The organism is Polynucleobacter yangtzensis, assembly GCF_001595965.1.
GTDB lineage: Bacteria > Pseudomonadota > Gammaproteobacteria > Burkholderiales > Burkholderiaceae > Polynucleobacter > Polynucleobacter yangtzensis.
In genome coordinates, this window is record NZ_LOJI01000022.1 from 50,195 (window position 1) to 73,829 (window position 23,635).

Genomic DNA, 23,635 nt, shown 5'->3' on the forward strand with positions numbered 1-23,635 from the left:
CAATGGCCTCGATTCGAGTTGCTGACGAACCTGCTTTTGTATTACACAGCATCCCTTATAAAGAGACGAGCTTAATTCTGGATGTATTTACACGGCAATATGGCCGTATGGCCTTAATTGCCAAAGGTGCTAAACGTCCGCATTCAACACTAAGACCTGTATTGCAGCGTTTTCAGCCATTGCTGGTTTCTTGGAGCGGTAAATCTGAGCTGCGTACCTTAACGAAATCTGAGTGGGTAGGTGGCATGCCCTCTTTAGTTGGAGATGCCTTGCTTTGCGGCTTCTACTTGAACGAGTTGCTTGTGAAGTTTTTAGCGCGTGAAGATGATTACGAAAAGCTTTATGACCGCTATGCAGAAACGATTAATGCCTTATCAAATTTAGAGTTTGAGTCCAAGGGCTTAGAAGAAATCCTACGTCCTTTTGAGTTATCACTCTTGCAGGAGACTGGTTATGCCGCAGCATTAGATCGCTGCGTTGAAACTAATGAGGCACCTTTGGCTCATGAGCAGTATGTTTATCAGCCTGAGCGTGGTGTTCGTCCCGTCCAGGTCGATGATCCGGGGCACTGGCCAGTCCTGACTGGAAAATCCTTATTGGCGATTGCTGTTGGTGATTTTTCCGATTCAGAGACTCTCTCGGAAAGTAAGCAGTTAATGCGTTTTCTGTTGGGCTTACATTTGCAGGATCAAGTGCTCACTACGCGTCAAATTTTGATTGATCTGAAGAAAATCTAGTAATCTACAGAGATGAGCAGCCATCCAAGCCTTGAACTAGGCATCAATATTGACCATGTCGCCACTTTGCGTAATGCGCGTGGGACGATCTATCCCGATCCATTAAGGGCAGCAGCTTTGGCTGAAGAGGCTGGCGCAGATCTCATTACATTGCATTTGCGTGAAGATCGTCGTCATATTAAGGATGCTGATTTACTGGCCTTACGACCACTGATTAAAACCCGCATGAATTTAGAGTGCGCAGTCACTCCTGAGATGATTGACATCGCCTGCCAAGTAAAGCCGCATGATGTCTGCTTAGTTCCAGAAAAGCGTGAAGAAGTGACAACTGAAGGCGGATTGGATGTCTTGGGTCATTTCGATGCAGTAAAAGTAGCCACAAAGAAATTGGTCGATGCCGGCATTCGGGTGTCATTATTTATTGATCCCGAAGAGAAGCAAATTCAGGCAGCTAAAGATGTGGGCGCGACTGTGGTTGAGTTACATACTGGTCGTTACGCCGATTTATCGGGCGCCGATCAGGCGAAAGAATTGGAGCGTATTCGTAAGGCTGCAGTCTTTGGAAAAAGTATTGGCATGAGAGTCAATGCTGGTCATGGTTTGCATGAGGGGAATGTAAAGCCTATCGCAGCAATTGCGGAATTATCCGAGCTCAATATTGGCCACGCTATTGTTGCTGAGGCCCTGTTCAAAGGCTGGCAAAAGGCAATCATCGATATGAAAACCTTGATGGCTCAGGGTAGAGCGCTCGCGAAAGAATAATCAATAGCTACAAAATAAAAAAATGATCATTGGTATTGGCACAGACATTCTGCAGATTGAGCGCTTACAAGCGGCTTACGATCGCACGAATGGCCGCTTAGCTGAAAAAATTCTGGGTCCAGAAGAGATGCTGGTATTTCAGCATCGCCTCGCTAGAAATCATAAGCGTGGAATTGCCTTTTTAGCTACGCGTTTTGCGGCGAAAGAAGCCTTTTCAAAAGCAATCGGGCTTGGCATGAGAATGCCGATGACTTGGCGCTCGCTTCAAACTTTGAATGAGCCAAGTGGCAAGCCGGTAACGAGCTATTTAGGTGCGCTGGCGCAATTCATGCAAGAAAAAAATTGGGAAGCTCACGTAACGGTAAGTGATGAACAAGATATGGCAATTGCGCATGTAATTGTTACTCAAAAATAAGAGGAAAAGATGAGTAAGTCAAAGATGGCCCCAGGCCCAATCACTTTAGATGTAGTTGGTTTGGAATTAAATGCTGAAGATCGTAGACGCATTTTGCATCCACTGACTGGGGGCGTCATATTGTTTGGTCGTAACTTTGCCAATCGTCAGCAGCTCACAAAACTTACCGCCGCTATTAAAAAACTACGTCCTGATGTCTTGATTTCGATTGATCATGAGGGCGGTAGAGTGCAGCGCGCTAGGACTGATGGCTTTACCCATCTTCCAGCAATGCGTAAATTGGGTGAATTATGGAGCGCTAAAAATAAATCGTCTCATGCTGCGGAGTCAGCTGCGATCGCTATGGCAGCAGCTACTGCCTGTGGCTATGTGCTGGCAGCTGAATTACGTGCCTGTGGTGTAGATTTCAGTTTTACACCGGTTCTGGATTTGGATTTTGGTAGAAGCTGTGTGATCGGTGATCGATCTTTTAGTCGTGATCCACAAATTGTTTTTGCTCTAGCGAAAAGTTTGAATGAAGGTTTGCGCCTTGCTGGTATGGCGAACTGTGGCAAACACTTTCCAGGCCATGGTTGGGCTGAAGCTGATTCACATGTGGCAATTCCAGTGGATGAGCGCAGCTTGAAAGAGATCTTGAACGATGATGCCAAGCCTTATGAGTGGCTTGATCTCAGCTTGGCTTCAGTGATGCCGGCGCATGTGATTTATCCAAAGGTAGATAAGAACCCAGCTGGCTTCTCTAAAGTTTGGCTCCACTCTATCTTGCGCCAAGAATTGGGTTTTGAGGGAGTGATCTTTAGCGATGACCTTTCGATGGAAGGCGCGAGTGTTGCCGGGTCAGTAGTTAAGGGTGCGGAACTGGCGCTAGATGCTGGTTGTGATGCAGTGCTGATCTGTAATCGCCCGGATCTTGCTGATCAGTTATTAAGTAAGTTAAAGGTTTCAAAAGCCAAGCTGGAAGAGTCAAGAGGGCGATTGAATAAACTCATGCCAACAGCTCTTGCCCTAAATTGGCAAGAACTCCAAAGTGAGTCCCAGTATGAACATGCCAAGGGGTTGCTGGAACAGCTTAATTTAATTTAAGCGGACTTCTGGGTGCGTTTCCATTCTGAGACAACATAGCTTTTGACACTGTCTCCTTGCGGTCTTGCGCAAACAATTTCATCAACGTTAACCGTTTGATTAATTTTTTGCAGGCGCACTACATCGCTTTTACTTGAGTAGTTTGGCATCCAAGATCCCCAGAAAAAACCGTGCTTTTCTAAGTCCTCGAAAGCCTTAGACGCAGCCTCTTGCTCGATGGGTAAGTCTAGGTAAATAGAGGCAAGATTTAAATCTTGAATACTCTTTAATTGGTTCTCTACCGCTTGAAGGAAATCGTTGCCTATCAGTTCTACAGAAATATTGGCAGTTTGAATACCGGAGTTAACAACTGTATTGATGATGGTTTGGCCTTTGCCGGCCTGATTTGAAACTAAGACCTTGCGATCTAGATTTAAGTCCTGCGCGAGCTCTTGAGTATGTGTCGTATGGTTGCTTGGGAGGTAGATGGTATGTGGCCGATCCTCAATAGATAGGTAAAAAGCGAGCAATGACATTCTGGTATCGGGGTGATTTTCCAATCCCTTCATGGCAATGGTCGATGGCATATCGCCAATAAAGAGACCGGTTTCTTTCGCATTGAATGCAATCATTTCATGCTGGCTGTAGGGGTGATTGGTTACGCACTCAGTCCAAAACCCCGGAAGCGCTAGAGTACGTGCAATTTCAATTCGTTTCTGAGCCATTTTTTCGGCAACTTGATGACCTCGGTAATTCGGGTCAACCATCATCTTCCCAGCTTCTGGCGAAGTATTTTGGGGGCCATCAAAGGTAAGGGCGCAGTGGCCAATGATTTCGCCGTTGGGGAGTTTTGCGATAACCGAATGCATCAATTTTGTATCAATTGCTTCCTTAAGCTTCGATGGGTCATACATCACTGGGTTAGGATAACTTTCCCCGTAGCACCGTCTTACGCAGTCAATTAGCGGCGTTATATCTGTCGGCCCTAAGGAAGCGATATCAAAGTTGATCTCATTGGTCATAGTCTGAGCATTATGACTTGTACTCGGAAAATAAAAAAGCCCGGCAAGCCGGGCTTTTAACATCGTAGCTAACTAGTTAAAAATTAGTTAGCGCGGCTACGGTATTCGCCTGTACGAGTATCGATTTCAATCTTGTCGCCAGTGTTGCAGAACAATGGAACTTGCAATTCATAGCCAGTTGCTAATTTTGCAGTCTTCAATACTTTGCCAGAGCTGGTATCGCCTTTAACTGCTGGCTCAGTGTAAATGATTTCACGAACCAATGAGTTTGGCATTGCTACTGAAAGAGCTTTACCTTCGTAGAACACCACTTCACATGGCATGCTTTCTTCGAGGTAATTCAATGCGTCACCCATGAACTCAGCTTCAACTTCGTATTGGTTGTAGTCGCCATCCATAAATACATACATTGGATCTGCGAAGTAAGAATATGTGCACTCTTTCTTGTCGAGAATCACAACATCAAATTTGTCATCGGCTTTGTAAACGCCTTCGTTCGGCGCGCCAGTTAACAAGTTTTTAAATTTCATTTTCACAACAGAGGAGTTGCGGCCAGAGCGGCTATATTCGGCTTTTAAAACGACCTGGGCATCAGTGCCGATCATTACTACGTTACCAACGCGGAGTTCTTGTGCTGTTTTCATCTTGCTATTCCTGGGGGCAGAGCTATTTTTCTGCGGTTTTTATCAAAAACAAGATTGTAACCGCCCGCAAGCCTTTATTGCTTGGGATTAGGCGACAAAGCGGATTAAACGTGCTGGCAAGCCGCCATCCGCTTGTTTTTCGAGTAAATGGGCACGCCAGTGCTTAGCATGCGCATCCCAGACTCCTAGCTTGCCAAACCATTCACTTGGCATTGCCCAGGTCATTGCGGCAATAGTGGCCAGCCTTAATTCTTGGCTAGCCTCCTCAAGATAGAGATCCAAAAAAGCAGCTAATTTCACTTCATGAGCGCGATCTTCCTGGGGATAGATGTGCCAAATAAATGGTTTGCCTGCCAGTTGTGCACGTACAAAAGAATCTTCTCCACGCACAATGTTGAAATCACACTGTGAAAGCACCCAGTCGTATTCATCCTGAGAAACGAATGGCATGGAGATTAGTTGTAGGTTTCTTGGTAGCGAGATAGGTTGTTCGCCATATAAGTTGAGCTGCTCCGCATGACCATGAGCTAGCAAGATATCAACCTCTTCACCAAGGCTACCTAAGTTCTCTAGCCATTTTTTTAGCGGCGCCCCTGGGTAGCAAAAAACACTGATTCGCTTTGCTCCAGGCCGTAAGTTAGACCAGACAGTTTTGAGATCATTCGGAATATTGTTGTCGGTGAGATGACCTTCTGCTGGAATAGGATCTAGTAATAGCCCGCCAACTTCCTTTTGGAATCCAGGAAAGAAAAAATACTTGGGAATGCCGTGAGACTGGGGTGATGCTTTGCCGTGGAATTCTGTTATCCAGGGTTCAGCGCTGAGGTATTCCAGGTTAATGATGATGGGCTTGATGGAGGCTATAAACAGGCCGGCAAGATAGCGCTCAGGTAATTCGCAGCCAAATGCTTCAATCACCACATCGGGCGTTTGTACTGGGTGCCTGGCATTGTTATGACTAGCATCCCATGGCTGCATATCAATTTTTTTCTTTATGGCGGGGTTCACACCCGAAGCGAGTAAATTAAGGGTTGGCAGATCATCGCAAAAAATACGCACCTCTTGCCCATGAATGCTTGCTAAGCTTCGGGCTAGACGCCAGCAAATACCAGCATCACCATAGTTATCGACGATTTGACAGAAAATATCCCAACGCATGAGCAATTCGCTTTTTGAAACCCTTCAGCAGGATGTTAAACGGCTACCCGGATTGCCGGGGGTATATCGCTTCTTTGATGAAGCGGGGCATATTCTGTATGTAGGCAAAGCTCGCAACCTTAAAAAGCGTGTCTCAAGTTATTTTCAGCGTACACAGTTATCACCACGTATTGAGCTGATGGTGGGCAAAATTGCCCGTTACGAGACAACGGTAACACGGACCGAAACTGAAGCCCTCATTCTAGAGAACAATCTCATTAAAGAGTTGGCACCACCATTCAACATCTTGTTTCGTGATGATAAGTCCTACCCATATGTGATGCTAACGGGCCACAAGTTCCCTAGATTGGCCTCTTATCGCGGAAAAGTGGACAAGCGCAATCATTATTTTGGGCCGTTCCCCAATAGCTGGGCAGTGCGTAATAGTGTGCAGATTCTGCAGAAGGTATTCCGTTTGAGGACTTGTGAGGATTCGGTATTTAAGAATCGCAGTCGTCCTTGTCTCTTGCATCAGATTCATCGCTGTAGTGCTCCGTGTGTGGGTCGGCTTAGCGTTGAGCAATACGGCCAAGACGTTGCGCAAGCTACACGTTTTTTAGAGGGTGATCACAGTCGTGTTTTATCTGAGCTTGAAAAAGAAATGCACAAACATAGCGAAGCGATGGAGTTTGAGATGGCCGCCGTCTTGCGTGATCGCATTTCAGATTTATCCAGTGTTTTGCAGCAACAATCTATGGATGTGGTGGCGGAGGGCGAAGGTGATGTAGACATCATCGCTGTTGCGCAAATGGAAGGTATGGTTTGTGTGAACCTTGCCATGGTTCGTGGTGGTCGTCATCTTGGTGACAGAGCATATTTCCCGAAGGGCCTGCGCACTACTTCTGGTGAGTTGCCGTCTCCCGCAGAGATATTGGAAGCCTTTATTACACAGCATTATTTAGAAGAGAATTCGAGCGAGACAACTAGCAATTTAATACCGCCGGTATTGGTTTTAAATCATGCTTTGCAATCAAAGGGGGATGACCTTGGTGAGTTAAATGAATCTCCACCCGAAGATTTACATGAGTTGCTCAATGCACAGGCAGGAAGAAAAATTACCTTCCTGCATCAACCTCAAGGTCAAAGACGTCATTGGCTTGCCATGGCTGAAGGCAATGCCAAGATCGCACTAACAAAACGTTTGGTTGAGACGGGTGGGCAGCTGGCAAGGGCACGTGCCTTGGCAGATATTCTCAGTCTTGAATTAGAAAGTCTTGAGCAATTACGTATCGAGTGTTTTGATATTAGCCACACCTCTGGTGAAGCAACGCAAGCATCGTGCGTTGTCTATGCCAAGAATGCAATGCAGTCTAGTGAATACCGACGCTTCAATATCAATGACATTACGCCGGGCGATGATTACGCAGCAATGCGTCAAGTTCTGCAAAGACGCTATGCTAATTTTCAGGAGTTACCAGTTGAAAAAATTCCGCAGGTGATTTTGATTGATGGCGGCAAGGGGCAGGTAGAGATGGCGCGCCAAGTCTTGTCTGAGTTTGGTATGGACGTAGGTTTGATTGTCGGTGTCGCTAAGGGTGAGGGACGCAAGGTAGGACTTGAGACGCTTATTTTTGCTGATGGACGCGAGCCTCTTGAGTTGGGTATTGATAGTGCAGCATTGTTATTGGTGGCGCAGATACGGGATGAGGCTCACCGCTTTGCTATTACTGGTATGCGTGCTAAGCGCGCAAAGGCTAGAACGATTTCTCGTCTTGAGGAGATCGAGGGTATTGGTGCCAAGCGCCGTCAAAAGCTGCTGGCACGTTTTGGTGGCCTTAAAGGGGTTGCTAATGCCAGTATTGAGGAGATAGCCAGCGTAGAGGGTGTTTCTATGACATTGGCCGAACAAATATATCGCCAGCTTCACTAGGGGCAACATCACTTGGTTTATGCTTAACAAATGCCCTTCAATTTACCAATAGCCCTAACCTGGTTGCGTGTTGCAGCAATCCCGCTGTTGGTGGCAATCTTTTACCTCCCCAATTCTTGGCTCACCCCATTTGAAAAGAATTTAATAGCGGCAATTATCTTTATCTCTGCTGCTATTACCGATTGGTTGGATGGTTTTTTAGCGCGTCGCTTAAAACAAGAATCTGCATTTGGCCAGTTTCTCGATCCAGTGGCAGATAAGTTAATTGTTGCTGCTGCACTATTGGTTCTGCTCAATATGGATCGCGTGCAAGTTTGGGTGGCCCTCATCATTATTGGCAGAGAAATCACAATTTCTGCACTGAGAGAGTGGATGGCTTTGTTAGGCGCTGGAAAAAGTGTGGCAGTTCACATGGTTGGAAAGCTGAAAACAACTGCTCAACTCGTAGCCATTCCATTTTTATTGCTGAATGACACCTTATTTGGTTGGTTAAATTGCGCGCAAGTGGGTACCTGGTTAATTTGGATTGCATCCTTTTTAACGCTTTGGTCGATGTTCTATTACATGAAAAAGGCTTTGCCGCAGTTGGTTGGAAAAATCGACTAATTCTTCAAAAGCCCAGCCAGTTAGGGCTTTGAAGGTAGTTTCAATCCTCTATTTTTTAGGCTTTACAAGGAATAATGCTTTCTTCGCGATTGTTTGTTAAACTATTGCCCTGTTATGCGGGAATAGCTCAGCTGGTAGAGCGATACCTTGCCAAGGTATAGGTCGGGAGTTCGAACCTCCTTTCCCGCTCCAAGTTCGATGGGAAGCCCTAAAAAGCTTCCCATTTTTGATTCAAGTGTTTGGCGCGTTGGCCGAGTGGTTAGGCAGGAGCCTGCAAAGCTTCGTACGGGGGTTCGATTCCCTCACGCGCCTCCAGAATTTATCTTGACGAATTAGGTGCATCACCTAAAATGCTTTTAACTATTGCAAGTAAAAAGCACCAACCACCTTAATCAAATAAAACACACATGATCACAATCCACACTCTCAAAGTTAGCGCCCTGGCATTATTTATGGCAGCGATCTTAGGTGCATGCGCTAGCTCAGGTGACTCTCCCTCTGGCTCACCGCAAGAGGTTCAAGAGGTTCAGACTCAGTTGCTGGGTGATATGCCTTTGCCGCAGGGCGCGCGCCTCTCAGGTGGTGACTCCATCATTATAGGTCGCGGCAATGAGTGGGTTGGCAGAGCGGTAGTGAATGCGCTACAAGGTGCAACTGATGTTTATGCCTTCTTCCAGTCAGAATATCCAAAAGGTGGTTGGACAACCGTTACCGCTGTAAAAGCTAAAACTAGTATTTTAGTTTTCACCAAAGGCGATAGAACTGCTACTGTTGAAATCGTTGATGGATCTCTTGGTGGTCCTAAGTCGGTCATCATCGTGACCTCATCACCGAAGAATGCTAACGTGGTTGCTCCAACTCGTAAGTAACTTCAGTAAGCAGTTTGATTGCTCAATTGAATTCAATAAAAAAGGCCTCTAACAAGAGGCCTTTTGCTTTAGTGGGTTGAGCTTACAGCCCTTCAGCCCTAATCAAGCCAACGGCTTGACCTTCAACTGCAAAGTTGGGTTGACGATCGTCTACCAAAATGTTTTTGAAGTCTGGATTTTCTGCTTGAAGTTCAATCACCATGCCATTGGCAGTTTTCTTTTGTTGCCAGCGCTTTACTGTCACTTCATCATCAAGTCGAGCAACTACGATATCGCCATTGCGTACTTCAGTTGTTTTTCTAACGGCCAAATAATCGCCATCCAAAATTCCAGCATCGCGCATGCTCATGCCTTTTACTTTTAATAAGTAATCAGCACCTTTACTGAACAAACTTGGATCAATCGGAACATGTTTCTCAATATGTTCAACAGCCATGATGGGTGAGCCTGCGGCAACTCTACCGATTAATGGCAGAGTCAGTTGCTGTAATGCGCCAGATGGTAAAGAAAGCTGACGATATTTGTTGCTGTTGTGTGTTTGATTGAATCGTTGTGGAATACGAATGCCGCGTGAAGTCCCCGGCGTTAATTCGATATAACCTTTTTTAGCTAGAGCACGAAGATGTTCTTCCGCCGCATTTGCAGAAGCAAATCCCAGTTGCGTAGCAATCTCTGCACGAGTTGGCGGAAGACCGCTCTCATCGATGGCTTTAGTAATCAACTCCAAAATCTCATTCTGACGTGGAGTGAGTTTGGGGAGGGCAGTCAGCTCCTCCGGAAAATCGACTGTGTTTATGTCCATACTGGGATTGTATACAGCTGTTTTTGATAGATCAAGCGATTTAGAGGGGATAATAGGGGTATGAGCACAATTGAAAATCCTTCAGAAAATTCACCTCACATCCTAGTCTTGGGTATGGGCGGCACAATTGCTGGTCTGGCGTCCAATCCTGCCGATGAGCCCCTGCAATATGAGGCGGGCCAAGTGGAGGTGGCTTCTTTGCTGGCTCATGTTCGATCTGCTATCCCCGAAGGCATTAGCCTGGTTTCAAAGCAGGTTGCCAACATTAATAGCCGTAACCTCACAGAGTCTTTATTGACGCTTTTGGGTGAGGCTGTGAGAGAGGCCCTTGCTAATTCCTTGGTTCAAGGCGTAGTAGTCACTCACGGAACAGACACAATTGAAGAAACAGGCGTCTTTTTACAGATGACTTGTGGCAAATATGCTCAAAATTTAGGCAAAAGAGTTATCCTGACTGGCGCTATGCTGCCGTCAAATGCGCCCAAGGCTGATGGCCCATCAAACCTTTTGGATGCGATTCGTTGGGCCTCCACCCCAATTGACAACTGTCCAGGCGGAATTTATGCCGTAATGGATGGCAGAGGCTGTTTGGCTATGGATTTAGCTAAGCGGCACGGCAGCGCTCTTAATGCACCCATTCAGACCTCACCTAGTAGCTCGGTTGGACTCATTAACCCCTCTTGGCTTTCAGGCGTAAAGGCGGTTCAGGAGTTATGGACTGAGGATTTGCCGATTCCCAAGGAGAATGAATGGCCTTGGGTGGAGATATTGACTAGTCATGCAGGGGCGCGCTCAGAAACAATTACCCATTGGCTGAACTCCAAGGTAAAGGGTTTAGTCCTTGCCGGTACTGGTATGGGTGGATTTCATGATGCTTGGCGCGATTCCTTGGTGGCCGCGGTAAAACATGGCATTGCATTGGTTAGAACTACCAGAACGGGGGCAGGGGAAACCGTGTCCGACCTTCCTGAGAAGGACATTAGCGGATGCTTGGCCTCAGGGAGTCTTTCTGCGCCTAGAGCCAGAATTGCCCTTCAGCTGTCCTTAAACGCTGAGAAACATGCTCAAGCAGCAGGTAAATCCCTGACTTGGCAGGATTTTTTTGCTAGAATATCAGTCTTGCCTGTAATTCGGTAAGCGCTGCAAAGCGGCTGTAAAAGTGTTGTAAGCAGTACCTACAATTTGTTACTACCTTGTCACACTGGCGCTGAGTTCACAACCATCAGAACTTAGCAAGACGCCCAGGTGACTTAATCCTTAAGGAGTGTTTGATGCGTCATTATGAAATCGTCTTTATCGTCCATCCGGACCAAAGCGAGCAAGTGCCAGCGATGATCGATCGTTACAAAGCTACATTAGCAGCTGCGGGCGGCAAAATTCATCGTATGGAAGACTGGGGTCGTCGTCAGATGGCTTACATGATCGACAAGCTTGCTAAAGCCCATTACGTTTGCATGAACATTGAGTGCGACCAGAAAACTCTGGAGGAGCTCGAGCATGCGTTCAAATTTAACGATGCAGTTTTGCGTCACCTCATCATCAAGACTAAGAAAGCTGAAACAGAGCCTTCAATCATGATGAAAGAAGTGCAGCGTGAAGAAGCGCGTAAATCTGCTCAATCTGACGCTCCTGTAGCGGCAGCCTAAGTTAGAAATTTGAAGAGGAATACACAGACTAGAAAACGTATCAGAGAAGCGGAGCGGCGTTGAATCATTTCACCCTCACTGCGATCTTGGTATCTAAAGACGCGATTCGATTTACACCTGCAGGAATGCCTGTGATGCATTGCCAGCTAGAACATAGTGGCCAAGCTAACGAGGTAGGAGTGGCAAGGAAAGTTCAGATGAACGTTGAAGCCATCTCAATCGGTCCGATACAAAAGGATCTAGAGCGAATGGATTTAGGAACTGAGGCAGTGTTTGAGGGATTCTTAGCACCCAAGACTCTACGTAATCAAAGACTTGTTTTCCATATTACCCATATTCAATTGAAAAATTAAAGAGGAAATCATCATGGCGTTTGGAAAGAAACCCGATTTCAAAAAGAAACCAGCTCAGAACCCTTTGTTCAAGCGTAAGCGTTATTGCCGTTTCACTGTTGCTGGCGTAGAACAGATTGACTACAAAGATGTAGACACATTGAAGGACTTCATTGGCGAAAACGCCAAGATCACTCCTGCTCGTTTGACAGGCACTAAAGCTAAATATCAGCGTCAGTTGGACACTGCTATTAAGCGTGCTCGTTACTTGGCTTTATTGCCATTCTCTGATCAACATAAGAAATAATTGGGAGCCCTCAATGCAAATCATTCTTTTAGAAAAAGTAACAAACCTGGGCAACCTCGGCGACATCGTTCGCGTTAAAGACGGTTTCGCTCGTAACTTCTTAATTCCGCAACGTAAAGCTCGTCGTGCAACTGAATCAGCGATTGCTGACTTTGCAGTTCGTCGTGCTGAGTTGGAAAAATTAGCCGCTGAGAAATTGGCTGCTGCTGAAGCTGTTGGCATCAAGCTCAAAGACATGGTTCTCGAAATCGGTCAAAAAGCGGGTGTTGACGGTCGTTTGTTTGGTTCTGTAACCAATCACGACATCGCTGATGCTTTGAAAGCTAAAGGTTTCACTATTGAGAAGTCTTCGGTTCGCATGCCTACTGGCCCATTGAAAATGGTTGGTGATCACCCTGTAGCGGTTGCTGTTCATACCGACGTAGTTGCAGAAATCACTATTCGTGTAGTTGGCGAGCAAGCTTAAGTTTTAACTCTGTAAACTAGCCTCATGGCTGAATCCCGTTCACGTTCCGTTACGCTGAATCCCGGCATGATGGGTTCTGGGGATGCAGTCGTGCAGGCTTTAAAAGTCCCGCCGCATTCAGTAGAAGCCGAGCAATCACTGCTCGGCGGTCTACTTATCGATAACTCCTCTTGGGATAACCTTGGTGGAGTATTAAACGATAAAGATTTCTATCGCCCTGAACACGCTTTGATCTACAAGGTCATTGCACGTTTGGTTGGTGACAATCATCCTGCTGACGTGATCACTGTCTATGATGCAGTGAAGTCCGAACAGGGTGGTGACCTAGTCAGCATTGACTATCTCAATTCATTAGCGCAAAACACGCCAAGTGCAGCCAACATTAAAGGCTACGCCGATATTGTTCGTGACCGCAGTATTCTACGTCGCTTGATTGAAGTTTCAGACAGCATTGTGAATTCTGCATTCGTTCCAGAGGGGCGTACTGTTAGAACGCTTTTGGATGAAGCAGAATCACGCATTTTGCAAATAGGTGAAGAGGGTAGTCGCAAAGCGGATTACCTCGAGATTGAGCCTTTACTCAAAGCTGTTGTAGCCCGCATTGATGAGCTCTATAACCGCCAAGGCGGTAGCGACATTACTGGAATTGCAACTGGATTCTTAGATTTAGATAAGCAAACTAGCGGCCTACAAAAAGGCGACCTCGTGATTGTTGCTGGTCGTCCTTCTATGGGCAAGGCGCAGCCATTAGATGCAAAAGTGAAGACTATAGATGGTTGGAAGTTGATGGGCGACCTTAAGTTTGGTGATCGCCTCGCCTCTGTCGATGGACAGCATTCAATGGTCACCGGTATTTATCCACAAGGTATTAAACAGATTTATAAAGTCACCTTCTCCGATGGGCGAGTGGCTGAGTGTTGCGATGAGCACTTATGGCGTGTGATGTATCGAGATTGGTCTGAGCCACGCGTTATCAATACAGCTCGCTTAATGGAAATGCTGCAATGTGTTCGATACAAGAACAGATTATGGATTGATCCTGTCACAGGTGATTTTGGTCACTCGAATGCATTGCCAATTCATCCATGGGTTTTAGGTGCATTGCTAGGTGATGGAACCTTGGCCCTATCTCATGCCTCAGTGATGTTTTCAACTAAGTCGTCTGAGCTTGTAGAGCGCATGAATTTACTTGCAAACTATGAGATGGAATTAGTTCACGCTAATGCTTATGACTGGAGATTAGTCTCGAAAGAAAGAATTGCAGCTAATGGCCAAAGAGCTGCTGTAAAGACAAATTATTTTAGAGCTGCATTAGATGAGTTAGGTGTTTTAGGCTGCAGAAGTTTTGATAAATACATTCCGGCTACTTATCTCGAGGCCAATAAGACTTCTCGACTTGCATTGTTTCAGGGATTGATGGATACCGATGGATGGATTGAGAAGTGGGGCTCCATTCGCTTTTGTACAGCAAGCAAGCAATTGTCTGAAGATGTTGCGTCTTTAGCGAGATCTTTGGGCGGATTTTGCTCAATCTCCCAGAAGCAATCTTTTTATACCTATAAGGGTGAGCGCAAACAAGGGCGTTTGTCATATGTTTTAAATATGAGCTTTAGCTCAGGGTTTGAGGCTTTTAGCTTGCCCGAGAAGAAAGAGAGACTTAGAGCGTGCTGGAGTCGTCAGCGCAGATTGACGTTTAAGAGTATTGAACCTTCCAGGGCGACTGAAGCGCAGTGTATTTCCGTTAGTCATCCTCAAAGAACGTACATAACGAATGACTATGTTGTTACACACAACACTGCATTTGCTTTGAATATTGCTGAGAATGTTGCTCTTGCTGAAGGATTGCCAGTTGTCGTGTTCTCAATGGAGATGTCAGGTGAGCAATTGGCTGCTCGTTTACTCGGTTCAGTTGGGCGCGTAGACCAAGGCCGTATGCGTACTGGCAAGTTGCAAGACGATGAGTGGCCACGCGTTACTGATGCAATTGCGCGTTTAAGTAACACCCAAATTTTGATTGATGAGACTGGCTCTTTATCAAGTCTAGAGTTGCGCGCACGTGCACGTCGTATCGCCAGAAACTTTGGCGGCACCCTTGGATTGGTGGTGATCGATTACTTGCAGTTGATGAGCGGCTCTGGTTCTGAAAACCGTGCAACAGAAATCTCAGAAATCTCTCGATCGCTCAAATCACTCGCGAAAGAATTGCAGTGTCCTGTTGTTGCGCTCTCCCAGTTAAATCGCGGCCTTGAGCAGCGTCCTAATAAGCGTCCGATCATGTCTGACTTGCGTGAGTCAGGCGCTATTGAGCAGGATGCCGACTTAATTATGTTCATCTATCGTGATGAGGTTTATCACCCAGATACTACGACAGATAAAGGTATTGCAGAGATCATTATTGGTAAGCAACGTAACGGCCCAATCGGTACAGTGCGCTTAAGCTGGCAAGGTCCGTATACCAAGTTTGATAACTTGGCGATGGGCTCTATCGGTTACTCTTCTGGTGGTTACGAGCCGTTCTAGGTAAAGAAACAATAAAAAAATAAACTGAAACATAAACAGATAAAGAAAAGCCTCACAGTGTGAGGCTTTTTAATGGATCAAAAATTAGATCGTAATAAGTAATCTTATTTACCACCCATGCATTTTTTGATGGAGGCATCCTTAGCTGCGCCATACAGTGGCTTGCCATCTTTGCTTACGGCTTTGGCTTCGCAATCATTCGGCTTAGCATCACCCATGCATTTCTTGATGGAAGCATCTTTAGCTGCGCCATACAGTGGTTTGCCATCTTTGCTTACTGCCTTAGCTTCACAGGCTGCTTGATCAGCAAATGCATAAGTAGGGATTGCAAAACTTAATGCAATGCTTAAAGCGACGATGATTTTTTTCATGAAAATTCTCCTTAGTGGATAGGGGTGCTTCTTAAACTAATACGTACATCAGTAAAGCAATTTCTAATTACTAACTCTGTTTCATAATCATATTCTGTGATGCTACTGGGGCGGGGAAACCAGCTGCAGCCAAAGAGTCACTCATCACACGATTACTTTCAAAATAGACTTGCCAGTAATGATCATTACTGCAGTAAGGGCGAACAGCTAATACTGGGCCTACTAAGTTGAATTCTAAGATATTGACCTCAACTGCAGGATCCTGCAAGACATTTGGAATGGCTGCAATCTTTTCACGTAATAAGGTCATCGCAGCATTTTGATCTGCTGCCCCGGAAAGCTGGCATTTAAGATCTACTCGGCGATATGGGCTGTGACTAAAGTTTTGAATAGTGTCACCCAAAATTTTGGTGTTACCAATCATTGTGGCAATGTTATCTGGCGTATAAATAGTGGATGAAAATAAACCAATCTCTCGTACTGTTCCAGTAACACCGCCAGCGGTGATGAAGTCACCCACTTTGAATGGGCGCAGCACAATAACAAATACGCCTGCTGCAAAGTTAGAGAGTAGACCAGCCCAGGCTGCGCCGATGGCAACGCCAGCAGTGGCGATTAAGGCGGCAAAGCTAGTAGTCTGAATACCGAAATAACCCAGAATGCCAACTACTAAGAGAATGTTGAGGGTTACTGATACTACTGAGCCAACATAACGAAGAATTGTCGGGTCTAATTTTTGTTGCTCTAGACCTTTGCGAATAATGCTGAGAGCAAGACCAATCAACCAGCGACCAATAACCCAAAAGGCGATAGCAGCCAAAATTTTCAGACCAATATCAGTTGCTGCTGTTACCAAAATCTCTTGAATATGGTTTAGATCAATATCTTTCATTACAACCTTCTTAATTAAATTTAATAAAAATGTTTAAGGAGCCTAAAAACATTATTTCTGATTATTTGGTCTAGGGGTATTAGCTTAAGAGTTAATAGATATTAACTGTGCAGATAATTATCATTATTGCTATTGATATCAGTAGTTTAGTCGCTACATCCGCCCTTAAATTTGTTAAAGCCAACCCAATGAAAAGCAAGTTTTTATTCCATAACCTCCTTAGTTTTGGTATTGCATATATCCTCCTCAGCTTTTCTTCACCTTTGATGGCGGCAGGAAGTTGCGATAACTACACTCCAGATGTGAATGGAACTACAGTAACTTGTATCGGCGTTGGAAGCACGTCTGCTGGCGTTATTTCTGCGCAATCAAATACAACGGCAGGCAATAGTGTTACGGTTAACATCAATTCAGGAGCGTCACTCATTATTAATGGTTCTACTGTAGGAATTGGTAGTGCAGCAACTGTGTTGAATGATGGCAATTTAAATACCAGTGCTTTTTATTATGGCTACGGCATTTCATCCGGTGCAAATGGAAGATCGCAAGCCGGCGGCAGCACAATTACCAATAATGGAACTATTTATACAGGTGGCACTAATGCTTCTGGTATTTATATTAGCGCTACGAACGCGGGGTCTGTAGCAAATACAATTATCAATACTGGATCAATAACGACTGCGGGCTCTGGAGCGAATGGTATTCAAGTTGTTAATGGTGGCGCGGTTACTGTTATTAATAATTCAGGAGTGATCTCTGCTCAGGGCGCTAATTCAAACGGAATTCAAGTAACGGGCGCAGCAAATATCATCAACTCAGGAACAATTTGTCCATCACTAATGATTGGAAGTAATTGTGTAGCCGGTGCGTCAGGTAGTGGAAATGGTATTCAAATTGATAACAATGCCAATGCCAATCGCACCACTATTACAAATACTTCATCTGGTGTGATTGGCGCTCCAAATGGTGCTAATTATGCTATCTATAGTGCTCAGCAGCCTGGGGTAGATATATACAACTACGGCACTATTTCTGCTGCCAATGCCTCCTCTACTGCCATTAATTTTGCGGGCTCAACAACCGGCGGTTCCAATAACTCAGTAACTCTCTATGGCGGCTCTAGCTTGGTGGGTGGAATTAGTTTTAATAAAGGTAATACTCAAGAAACCTTGAATTTTAATAGCCTATCTAATACAAACTTAAATAATTCGATAACCGGTCTGAATATTATTAATGCGGCAAATAACTCTAATGTTGTGATGAATAATTCTTCCGGTTATGAATTAGTCTCAGGAAAAATTAATGTTGATGGAGCTTCTACTCTGGCCATTACATCAGCCATTAAGGACCAAACTAGTCCAACTGCAGCCGCCTCTAGTATTACTAAAACTGGTGATGGTGTCCTTACCTTGTCTGGCGCAAATACATACACTGGTGCTACTAATATTCAGGCTGGATCAATCATTGCTGGAGCTATAAACACATTGCCTGCAACAACTCCATTGACAATTAGTTCTGGTGCAACATTGCAGATGAATGGAAATTCTCAGACGGTTGCATCATTGTCTGGAGCTGGTTCTGTAGCATTGGGCTCTGGAATATTGACTACTGGTGGCTCGGGTGTGAGTACTGAGTTTTCAGGAATAATTAGCGGCTCAGGCGGTTTGGTAAAAAATGGGGTTGGAGCCTTCATCGTTTCGGGGGCAAATACCTATAGCGGTGAGACTGCCATTAATTCAGGCAGCCTCATTCTGACTGGCTCTACAACATCTAATACCTCTATTGCTGCTAGCGCGAACTTACAAGGTAGCGGCGTTATTAACGGCAATGTGATTAACTCAGGATCTATCACACCTTCATTTAATGGCGCTCCAACTAACTTAACGATCAATGGTAACTACATCGGCAACGGCGGTAACTTTGTTGGTGGCGTGTACGCGCCTGCTTCTGCGCCGGTGTCTGATACTTTAACGGTGACCGGCAATGCCTCTGGTACCACTGGTCTCACCATTACCGACAAGGGCGGCTTGGGCAATCGAACCAATGGAAATGGAATTCCTGTGGTGATTGTGAATGGCACTTCCACTACTGGTGCATTTGCCTTAAACCAGCGTGTTGCTGCTGGCGCCTATGAATACAAGCTGTATCAAGGGGGCGCTAGCGGTACTGGCAATTCTTGGTACTTATCGACTCAGGCGCCAGCTCCAGCGACAACTTCAGGATCATCTGGCAGCTCATCCACACCAACGACTGTTGCTCCTCCTGCTCCTGTTTTAACTCCTTCTGCTGGCGAACGTATTGAGGTTGCTGTTTATCCAGCAGTGCCTTCTTTAGTACAGCTATACGCACAAACCGCTGTAGATACATTAGATCAACGTCGTGGCGATCTGAATTTAGTTGATCCGCAAGGTGGTCCCAAGAAAAAGGCTAATGATTGGGCGCGCATTATAGGTAAGACAGGCACATCTACTCCATCTAGTGCAAATGAGGGTCCGAAGATGAATTTCAATGCCTATGCATTACAGCTTGGCGTAGATGTTTATCAGAATGAAGAGCAGGGTGGCTCAAGCTCCTATGTGGGTCCTTATGTCACTATTGGTAGTGCTAATGCAAATACCTCCAGCCAGAGTGGCGGCATCTCTACCGGTAGCATCAACGGTATGCAGGCTTATTCCTTAGGTTTATATGGCACTCATTTTGCAAGCAACGGCTTGTATGTGGATGCTCTTGCTCAAGGTACTCGCTACCTAAATGCTGGAGCTGGCTCTGTACAAGGTGCTCAGTTACGCACCCAGGGCTCAGGCTTTACAGGCTCCATTGAAGGGGGCGGTCGCTGGAATGTGGATAAGTTCTTAATTTCTCCGCAAGCTCAAATTGTTTATGACGCCATTGGTATGAATAACGCAACTGATGCGTATGGTCAGGTGAACTTTAATAAGAGTGAGATGACTCGTGGTCGTTTAGGTTTATTGGCAGGTCATAAAGATGTGATTGGCAGCACTCCAGTTTTCGCATATTTACGCGCAAGTTATTGGAGCATTTTTAATGCCGGTACAAGTACCACAATGGCTTCGCTATATGGTGTCAACCCAATTACATTCCAATCACAAGTAAACTCACGCTGGATGACGGTAGATGCTGAAGTAAACGCGCGTATTACAAAAGATACCAATCTGTTCCTGAACTTGGCTGTTGATAACTCTTTGGTGGGAACTTATCAAGCCTATTCAGGCAGAATTGGTCTGCAGACCCGTTTCTAAATAGATGGCGCTCTACTTGGTTTACTGAGGCGCCATACGGCGTGCTTCAGTAAACTTCGCCGCCCAATATGGCGAGGTAATGTAATCGAGGCGTACGGTTCCGCCGGCACTCGGGGCATGCACAAATCTGCCTTGTCCAACATAGATACCAGCGTGGGAATATTTTTCACCGGTAGTATTAAAGAAAACTAGATCACCTGGAGCAGGTGGTTGACCTTCAATACTCCTTCCTTTGGTACTCATGAGCTGAATAGTGCGAGGCAATTTGATTCCCGCTGCTTTGTTGTAGACATAAACAATCAGACCGCTGCAATCAAAACCACCTTTTGGTGTATTGCCTCCATAGCGGTAAGGTACATCTACTAAGCCTACCGCTGCTATTGAGATATCTTCAGTACCAACACTAGTGTCTTGCTTGAATTGAGCAACCTTGGAGGATGAGCTAGATTTACCGCTGAACGTGCTGCATCCGCTTAGGATGAGTAAGCTGCAAATAAAAATGCCGCACCCCAGAAGAGTGCGGCATGAGGGGGCTTGCTTAGAGTGCGTCAGCAGCATGATCCGCGAGACGAGAGCGCTCACCTCGAGCCAGAGTCACATGGCCGCCATGACGCCAACCCTTGAAGCGATCAACTACATAAGTTAAGCCAGAGGAGCCCTCAGTTAAGTATGGAGTGTCGATCTGGGCAATGTTTCCTAAGCAAACAATTTTGGTTCCTGGTCCCGCGCGGGTAACCAGGGTTTTCATTTGCTTTGGTGTGAGGTTTTGAGCTTCATCAATGATGACGAACTTGCTGACAAATGTCCTGCCGCGCATAAAGTTCATGCTCTTTACTTTGATGCGTGAACGAATCAATTCCTGAGTAGCAGCACGACCCCACTCACCAGCACCATCATCATTACGTTGCAAGACTTCGAGGTTGTCATCAAATGCGCCCATCCAGGGTTGCATCTTTTCTTCTTCGGTACCTGGGAGGAAGCCAATATCTTCGCCAACTGGTACTGTGGCGCGTGTGATGATGATCTCGTTGTAACGCTTACTATCAAGAACCTGTTCAAGACCAGCTGCCAATGCTAGCAAGGTCTTGCCGGTTCCTGCTTGGCCTAGCAAAGTCACAAAGTCCACATCTGGGTTCATGAGCAAGTTCATGGCAAAGTTTTGCTCACGATTACGTGCTGTCACACTCCACACATTATTTTTCTGGTGAGAGAAGTCTCTCAATGTCTGAAGGAGGGCAGTCTTGCCATTAATTTCTTTAACTTGAGCATAGAACGGTGTTGAGCCATCTGGATTTTCTTGATAAACAAATTGGTTTACCAACATGCTATTAACGGAGGGGCCCGTCACTCGGTAGAACATCGTGCCAGATTTGGAGTCTGCCCAGCTCTCCATATCCTTGCCATGCTTAGGCCAAAAATCTGCTGGCAATGTCATCACACCGGCATACATCAAGTCGCGATCTTCTAAAACCTGGTCATTGAAATAATCTTCAGCAGGCAATCCCAATGCGCGGGCTTTGATGCGCATATTGATATCTTTGGATACCAACACTACTTCTTGACCCTTGCGTGTCTTTTGCAGTTCGCTAACTACCGCCAAAATTAAGTTATCACCCTTGCCTTCAGGAAGCCCCTCTGGCAATGCTTGTGTTGTTAATTTGGTTTGAAAGAATAGACGGCCTGTGACATCTTGATTCCCAAGTTTATTGAGAGGGATGCCATCATCCAAGGTACCACTGGTACCGGCAATAAGCTGATCCAGGGATCTGCTGACGGTACGCGCATTGCGTGCTACCTCGGTCATTCCCTTCTTGTGGTTATCCAGCTCTTCTAGAGTGGTCATTGGCAGATACAGATCATGCTCTGAGAAGCGGAATAGGGAGCTTGGATCGTGCATTAAGACGTTGGTATCCAAAACAAACAAACTTGGAGGTCCAGTACGTATTACGCGTTTTGGTTTTGCAGGCGTAGGCGCTTTAGTTTCGCTGCGAACTGGGCTGCGATCTAATTTAATTTTCTCGAGGGCTACTTCAGCCTCAGTTAAATCTTCTTCTACATCATTGGTCCAATCAACCGCTTCTACTACCACTGGTTTTGCTGGAGCAGGGCGCCTCTTTAAGTCGGGAGTATCTTTGCGACTGAGCTTCACTTGATCAGCAATTTGAGTGGGGATTGGGGGCAGTGGCATGGACTCTCCTAAAAGAAAAAACCGCCAAGCGGAGTGCATTGACGGCTTATTACGAAACTGATTGCATTGAGACTTAAAAAACGGCGGGGGTTGCTCTCCAAACCTGATCTGAAATATTCAGGTTTCTGATTCAAACGGATTGTCAGACTTTCCCGTCGTTTACGGTGCATATGAATCACTTTACCCCAAATTTTGGGGTTTGCAAGCACCCTAGAACAAATTGTTGTAAAAATTATTTGGTGGCTTGGGCTGCATGTAACACCTCTGTCACATGGCCTGGAACCTTAGGGCCGCGCCACTCTTTAACCAGGTTTCCGGAGGAGTCAAATAAGAAGGTGCTGCGCTCTACGCCACGGACTTGTTTGCCGTACATATTCTTCATTTTCATGACACCAAAGATCTGGCAAAGCTTTTCTTCGGTATCGGCAACCAGCTCAAAAGGAAGCTCTAGTTTGCTGCGGAAGTTATCGTGAGATTTGAGGCTATCTCGGGAAACCCCTACCACCAGAGTATTGGCCTTAGTGAATGCTTCAATGTTGTCTCTAAATTCACCGGACTCAGCTGTGCAGCCAGGAGTCATGTCTTTAGGGTAAAAATAAAGAACCAGTTTTTTGCCTTTTGCGGATGCAGGTGAGAATGTCAATCCAGAGGTTGCTGGAATTGCGCACTGCGGCATAGGTTTACCGATAGCTACTGTCATGATGATCCTTCGTTAGTTGTCTCTACTGCTTATTGAATTATTAGTTATTTTGAATGATTAATTCACCACTGCGATTAGGTATTTCACCCCAGGTCAGTGGCAATACAGCTATTTTATCGAGTTGTTTAGTGGCTTTCCAGGATTTATGAAGCTCGCCCATTGTCACAAGATCGTGACCTTGATTTAGCCATCCAGCCAATAGCTGCTCAAATGCAGGTAACAGTTTTTGCCCCTCTAGCTCAGCGTGTAGCGTGAAGACTTGGTCATTAGGGTTGCTTTGAGTGATCTCTAAAAGCTTTTTGACTGCACCAAACTCATCGGCACCATCGATGCCAATCAGTTCGTCAAATGTAGGGAGTGTTGTTGGGTATTGAACATGCTTAGCTTTACCAGAAGGTAGTTCAAGGCGATAGGGTATGAGGTTAGGTTCGGCCCTACCATCAGATGAGTAAGTAATCCCCCATTGATCGAGCTGTTCAAAAGCTGCTGAATTCATTTGCCATCCAGCAGCGCCATAAGTAACTGGCGCATGACCAAAAATCTCTACAAATCTATCCCAGCTCTTTTGCATCATGGACTTTGTCCATTGCGCATCTTGAGTACGTACTGCATCTTGCCAGGCAACGTGATCCCAGGTGTGAATGCCAGTCTCATGACCTGCTTGATCGATAGCGCGCATTTCTGCTGCAGCCTTCTTACCAATGTCTGGTCCTGGGAGCAGAACACCGTAGAGCAATGTCTTAATGCCGTAGTGCTCTAAAACGGAAGTGCGACTCACTTTTTTCAGAAAGCCTGGTCGGAAAACGCGCTTTAAAGCCCAGCCGGTGTGATCCGGTCCAAGGCTAAAGAGAAAGGTCGCCTTAAGTCCAAAGCGCTCAAGCGTGCGAGCTAAATTAGGTACGCCTTCTTTGGTGCCGCGTAAGGTATCAACATCAACCTTGAGAGCAATCTTAGCCATGAACCTTTG

Annotated in this window: 23 protein-coding genes, 2 tRNA genes and 1 pseudogene; 16 read left to right on the forward strand and 10 right to left on the reverse strand. The window is 45.7% G+C overall.

What is annotated here, in order from left to right:
* Positions 1-2: 2 nt before the first annotated feature.
* Genes recO through nagZ form a run of 4 tightly spaced genes read left to right on the forward strand, consistent with a single transcriptional unit; the run spans position 3 to position 2,997 of the window.
* A complete protein-coding gene (gene recO / locus JaK3_RS06065) occupies positions 3-737 on the forward strand; it encodes a DNA repair protein RecO (RefSeq protein ID WP_068322142.1) in 735 nt (244 codons plus the stop codon).
* A gap of 12 nt (positions 738-749) precedes the next feature.
* Positions 750-1,499, forward strand: a complete 750-nt coding sequence (gene pdxJ / locus JaK3_RS06070; protein WP_068322146.1) for a pyridoxine 5'-phosphate synthase — start codon at positions 750-752, stop codon at positions 1,497-1,499.
* Positions 1,500-1,521: 22 nt separating this feature from the next.
* On the forward strand, positions 1,522-1,914 hold the full coding sequence (acpS, locus tag JaK3_RS06075; RefSeq protein WP_068322151.1) for a holo-ACP synthase: 393 nt from the start codon (positions 1,522-1,524) through the stop codon (positions 1,912-1,914).
* 9 nt (positions 1,915-1,923) lie between these two features.
* Positions 1,924-2,997 (forward strand): beta-N-acetylhexosaminidase, encoded by a 1,074-nt coding sequence (gene nagZ / locus JaK3_RS06080; RefSeq protein WP_068322153.1) that lies wholly within the window; start codon positions 1,924-1,926, stop codon positions 2,995-2,997.
* Here nagZ and JaK3_RS06085 read toward each other — a convergent pair.
* The 3 genes from JaK3_RS06085 to earP all read right to left on the reverse strand — a co-directional run bounded on the left by JaK3_RS06085 (position 2,994) and on the right by earP (position 5,800).
* Complete coding sequence (locus tag JaK3_RS06085) at positions 2,994-3,998, reverse strand: GNAT family N-acetyltransferase (protein ID WP_161484700.1); 1,005 nt, start codon at positions 3,996-3,998, stop codon at positions 2,994-2,996. The two genes, nagZ and JaK3_RS06085, sit on opposite strands and share 4 nt — an antisense overlap.
* A gap of 83 nt (positions 3,999-4,081) precedes the next feature.
* Positions 4,082-4,642, reverse strand: a complete 561-nt coding sequence (gene efp, locus JaK3_RS06090; RefSeq protein ID WP_068322160.1) for an elongation factor P — start codon at positions 4,640-4,642, stop codon at positions 4,082-4,084.
* An 87-nt stretch (positions 4,643-4,729) separates the two neighbouring features.
* Positions 4,730-5,800 (reverse strand): elongation factor P maturation arginine rhamnosyltransferase EarP, encoded by a 1,071-nt coding sequence (gene earP / locus JaK3_RS06095; protein WP_068322162.1) that lies wholly within the window; start codon positions 5,798-5,800, stop codon positions 4,730-4,732.
* Between earP and uvrC the strand changes: the two genes are divergently transcribed.
* The 5 genes from uvrC (at position 5,799) to JaK3_RS06120 (ending at position 9,184) form a co-directional block, all read left to right on the forward strand.
* On the forward strand, positions 5,799-7,709 hold the full coding sequence (gene uvrC / locus JaK3_RS06100) for an excinuclease ABC subunit UvrC (RefSeq protein WP_068322164.1): 1,911 nt from the start codon (positions 5,799-5,801) through the stop codon (positions 7,707-7,709). The genes earP and uvrC overlap by 2 nt on opposite strands.
* A 30-nt stretch (positions 7,710-7,739) precedes the next feature.
* A complete protein-coding gene (pgsA, locus tag JaK3_RS06105) occupies positions 7,740-8,315 on the forward strand; it encodes a CDP-diacylglycerol--glycerol-3-phosphate 3-phosphatidyltransferase (RefSeq protein WP_068322168.1) in 576 nt (191 codons plus the stop codon).
* Positions 8,316-8,431: 116 nt separating this feature from the next.
* Positions 8,432-8,507: transfer RNA gene (locus tag JaK3_RS06110), tRNA-Gly, on the forward strand.
* Between the two features lie 49 nt (positions 8,508-8,556).
* Positions 8,557-8,630: transfer RNA gene (locus tag JaK3_RS06115), tRNA-Cys, on the forward strand.
* A 92-nt stretch (positions 8,631-8,722) separates the two neighbouring features.
* Positions 8,723-9,184 (forward strand): hypothetical protein, encoded by a 462-nt coding sequence (locus tag JaK3_RS06120; RefSeq protein WP_068322171.1) that lies wholly within the window; start codon positions 8,723-8,725, stop codon positions 9,182-9,184.
* Positions 9,185-9,266: 82 nt separating this feature from the next.
* Here the strand turns inward: JaK3_RS06120 and lexA are convergent, their stop codons facing one another.
* Positions 9,267-9,986 carry a transcriptional repressor LexA gene (gene lexA / locus JaK3_RS06125; RefSeq protein WP_068322174.1) on the reverse strand — a complete coding sequence of 240 codons (720 nt, stop codon included), beginning with the start codon at positions 9,984-9,986 and terminating at the stop codon, positions 9,267-9,269.
* 60 nt (positions 9,987-10,046) lie between these two features.
* Here lexA and JaK3_RS06130 point away from each other — a divergent pair, with 60 nt between their 5' ends.
* From JaK3_RS06130 to dnaB, 6 genes are all read left to right on the forward strand, one after another.
* Positions 10,047-11,123: an asparaginase gene (locus JaK3_RS06130; RefSeq protein WP_068322181.1), complete on the forward strand. Its 1,077-nt coding sequence runs from the start codon at positions 10,047-10,049 to the stop codon at positions 11,121-11,123.
* A gap of 134 nt (positions 11,124-11,257) precedes the next feature.
* A complete protein-coding gene (gene rpsF / locus JaK3_RS06135) occupies positions 11,258-11,632 on the forward strand; it encodes a 30S ribosomal protein S6 (RefSeq protein WP_068322189.1) in 375 nt (124 codons plus the stop codon).
* A 59-nt stretch (positions 11,633-11,691) separates the two neighbouring features.
* A complete protein-coding gene (priB, locus tag JaK3_RS06140) occupies positions 11,692-11,985 on the forward strand; it encodes a primosomal replication protein N (RefSeq protein WP_082786391.1) in 294 nt (97 codons plus the stop codon).
* A 13-nt stretch (positions 11,986-11,998) separates the two neighbouring features.
* Positions 11,999-12,271 carry a 30S ribosomal protein S18 gene (gene rpsR / locus JaK3_RS06145; protein WP_011902267.1) on the forward strand — a complete coding sequence of 91 codons (273 nt, stop codon included), beginning with the start codon at positions 11,999-12,001 and terminating at the stop codon, positions 12,269-12,271.
* Between the two features lie 13 nt (positions 12,272-12,284).
* Positions 12,285-12,737 carry a 50S ribosomal protein L9 gene (rplI, locus tag JaK3_RS06150; protein WP_068322194.1) on the forward strand — a complete coding sequence of 151 codons (453 nt, stop codon included), beginning with the start codon at positions 12,285-12,287 and terminating at the stop codon, positions 12,735-12,737.
* A 69-nt stretch (positions 12,738-12,806) separates the two neighbouring features.
* Entirely contained in the window at positions 12,807-15,257 is a 2,451-nt protein-coding gene (gene dnaB, locus JaK3_RS06155; protein ID WP_420865690.1) for a replicative DNA helicase, read from the forward strand.
* 104 nt (positions 15,258-15,361) lie between these two features.
* Here the strand turns inward: dnaB and JaK3_RS06160 are convergent, their stop codons facing one another.
* Positions 15,362-15,628: a hypothetical protein gene (locus JaK3_RS06160; RefSeq protein WP_068322201.1), complete on the reverse strand. Its 267-nt coding sequence runs from the start codon at positions 15,626-15,628 to the stop codon at positions 15,362-15,364.
* 70 nt (positions 15,629-15,698) lie between these two features.
* Complete coding sequence (locus JaK3_RS06165; protein WP_068322203.1) at positions 15,699-16,520, reverse strand: mechanosensitive ion channel family protein; 822 nt, start codon at positions 16,518-16,520, stop codon at positions 15,699-15,701.
* 107 nt (positions 16,521-16,627) lie between these two features.
* Between JaK3_RS06165 and JaK3_RS06170 the strand changes: the two genes are divergently transcribed.
* The gene (locus JaK3_RS06170; RefSeq protein WP_068322207.1) at positions 16,628-19,780 is read left to right on the forward strand and encodes an autotransporter outer membrane beta-barrel domain-containing protein; all 3,153 of its coding nucleotides are present in this window, start codon (positions 16,628-16,630) and stop codon (positions 19,778-19,780) included.
* 27 nt (positions 19,781-19,807) lie between these two features.
* Here the strand turns inward: JaK3_RS06170 and JaK3_RS06175 are convergent.
* The 4 genes and pseudogenes from JaK3_RS06175 to JaK3_RS06190 form a co-directional block, all read right to left on the reverse strand.
* A pseudogene (locus JaK3_RS06175) lies at positions 19,808-20,293 on the reverse strand (C40 family peptidase); the annotation flags it as partial.
* A 25-nt stretch (positions 20,294-20,318) separates the two neighbouring features.
* Complete coding sequence (locus tag JaK3_RS06180) at positions 20,319-21,968, reverse strand: PhoH family protein (RefSeq protein ID WP_068322213.1); 1,650 nt, start codon at positions 21,966-21,968, stop codon at positions 20,319-20,321.
* Between the two features lie 232 nt (positions 21,969-22,200).
* Positions 22,201-22,668 (reverse strand): peroxiredoxin, encoded by a 468-nt coding sequence (locus JaK3_RS06185; RefSeq protein ID WP_068322215.1) that lies wholly within the window; start codon positions 22,666-22,668, stop codon positions 22,201-22,203.
* A gap of 40 nt (positions 22,669-22,708) precedes the next feature.
* Complete coding sequence (locus tag JaK3_RS06190; protein ID WP_068322221.1) at positions 22,709-23,626, reverse strand: polysaccharide deacetylase family protein; 918 nt, start codon at positions 23,624-23,626, stop codon at positions 22,709-22,711.
* Positions 23,627-23,635 lie beyond the last annotated feature (9 nt).

Bases quoted from the DNA above. Each gene is read 5' to 3' on its own strand.
- recO (WP_068322142.1), top strand. From the start codon at position 3: ATGGCCTCGATTCGAGTTGCTGACGAACCTGCTTTTGTATTACACAGC.
- pdxJ (WP_068322146.1), top strand. From the start codon at position 750: ATGAGCAGCCATCCAAGCCTTGAACTAGGCATCAATATTGACCATGTC.
- acpS (WP_068322151.1), top strand. From the start codon at position 1,522: ATGATCATTGGTATTGGCACAGACATTCTGCAGATTGAGCGCTTACAA.
- nagZ (WP_068322153.1), top strand. From the start codon at position 1,924: ATGAGTAAGTCAAAGATGGCCCCAGGCCCAATCACTTTAGATGTAGTT.
- JaK3_RS06085 (WP_161484700.1), bottom strand. From the start codon at position 3,998: ATGACCAATGAGATCAACTTTGATATCGCTTCCTTAGGGCCGACAGAT.
- efp (WP_068322160.1), bottom strand. From the start codon at position 4,642: ATGAAAACAGCACAAGAACTCCGCGTTGGTAACGTAGTAATGATCGGC.
- uvrC (WP_068322164.1), top strand. From the start codon at position 5,799: ATGAGCAATTCGCTTTTTGAAACCCTTCAGCAGGATGTTAAACGGCTA.
- earP (WP_068322162.1), bottom strand. From the start codon at position 5,800: ATGCGTTGGGATATTTTCTGTCAAATCGTCGATAACTATGGTGATGCT.
- pgsA (WP_068322168.1), top strand. From the start codon at position 7,740: ATGCCCTTCAATTTACCAATAGCCCTAACCTGGTTGCGTGTTGCAGCA.
- JaK3_RS06120 (WP_068322171.1), top strand. From the start codon at position 8,723: ATGATCACAATCCACACTCTCAAAGTTAGCGCCCTGGCATTATTTATG.
- lexA (WP_068322174.1), bottom strand. From the start codon at position 9,986: ATGGACATAAACACAGTCGATTTTCCGGAGGAGCTGACTGCCCTCCCC.
- JaK3_RS06130 (WP_068322181.1), top strand. From the start codon at position 10,047: ATGAGCACAATTGAAAATCCTTCAGAAAATTCACCTCACATCCTAGTC.
- rpsF (WP_068322189.1), top strand. From the start codon at position 11,258: ATGCGTCATTATGAAATCGTCTTTATCGTCCATCCGGACCAAAGCGAG.
- rpsR (WP_011902267.1), top strand. From the start codon at position 11,999: ATGGCGTTTGGAAAGAAACCCGATTTCAAAAAGAAACCAGCTCAGAAC.
- rplI (WP_068322194.1), top strand. From the start codon at position 12,285: ATGCAAATCATTCTTTTAGAAAAAGTAACAAACCTGGGCAACCTCGGC.
- dnaB (WP_420865690.1), top strand. From the start codon at position 12,807: ATGGGTTCTGGGGATGCAGTCGTGCAGGCTTTAAAAGTCCCGCCGCAT.
- JaK3_RS06160 (WP_068322201.1), bottom strand. From the start codon at position 15,628: ATGAAAAAAATCATCGTCGCTTTAAGCATTGCATTAAGTTTTGCAATC.
- JaK3_RS06165 (WP_068322203.1), bottom strand. From the start codon at position 16,520: ATGAAAGATATTGATCTAAACCATATTCAAGAGATTTTGGTAACAGCA.
- JaK3_RS06180 (WP_068322213.1), bottom strand. From the start codon at position 21,968: ATGCCACTGCCCCCAATCCCCACTCAAATTGCTGATCAAGTGAAGCTC.
- JaK3_RS06185 (WP_068322215.1), bottom strand. From the start codon at position 22,668: ATGACAGTAGCTATCGGTAAACCTATGCCGCAGTGCGCAATTCCAGCA.
- JaK3_RS06190 (WP_068322221.1), bottom strand. From the start codon at position 23,626: ATGGCTAAGATTGCTCTCAAGGTTGATGTTGATACCTTACGCGGCACC.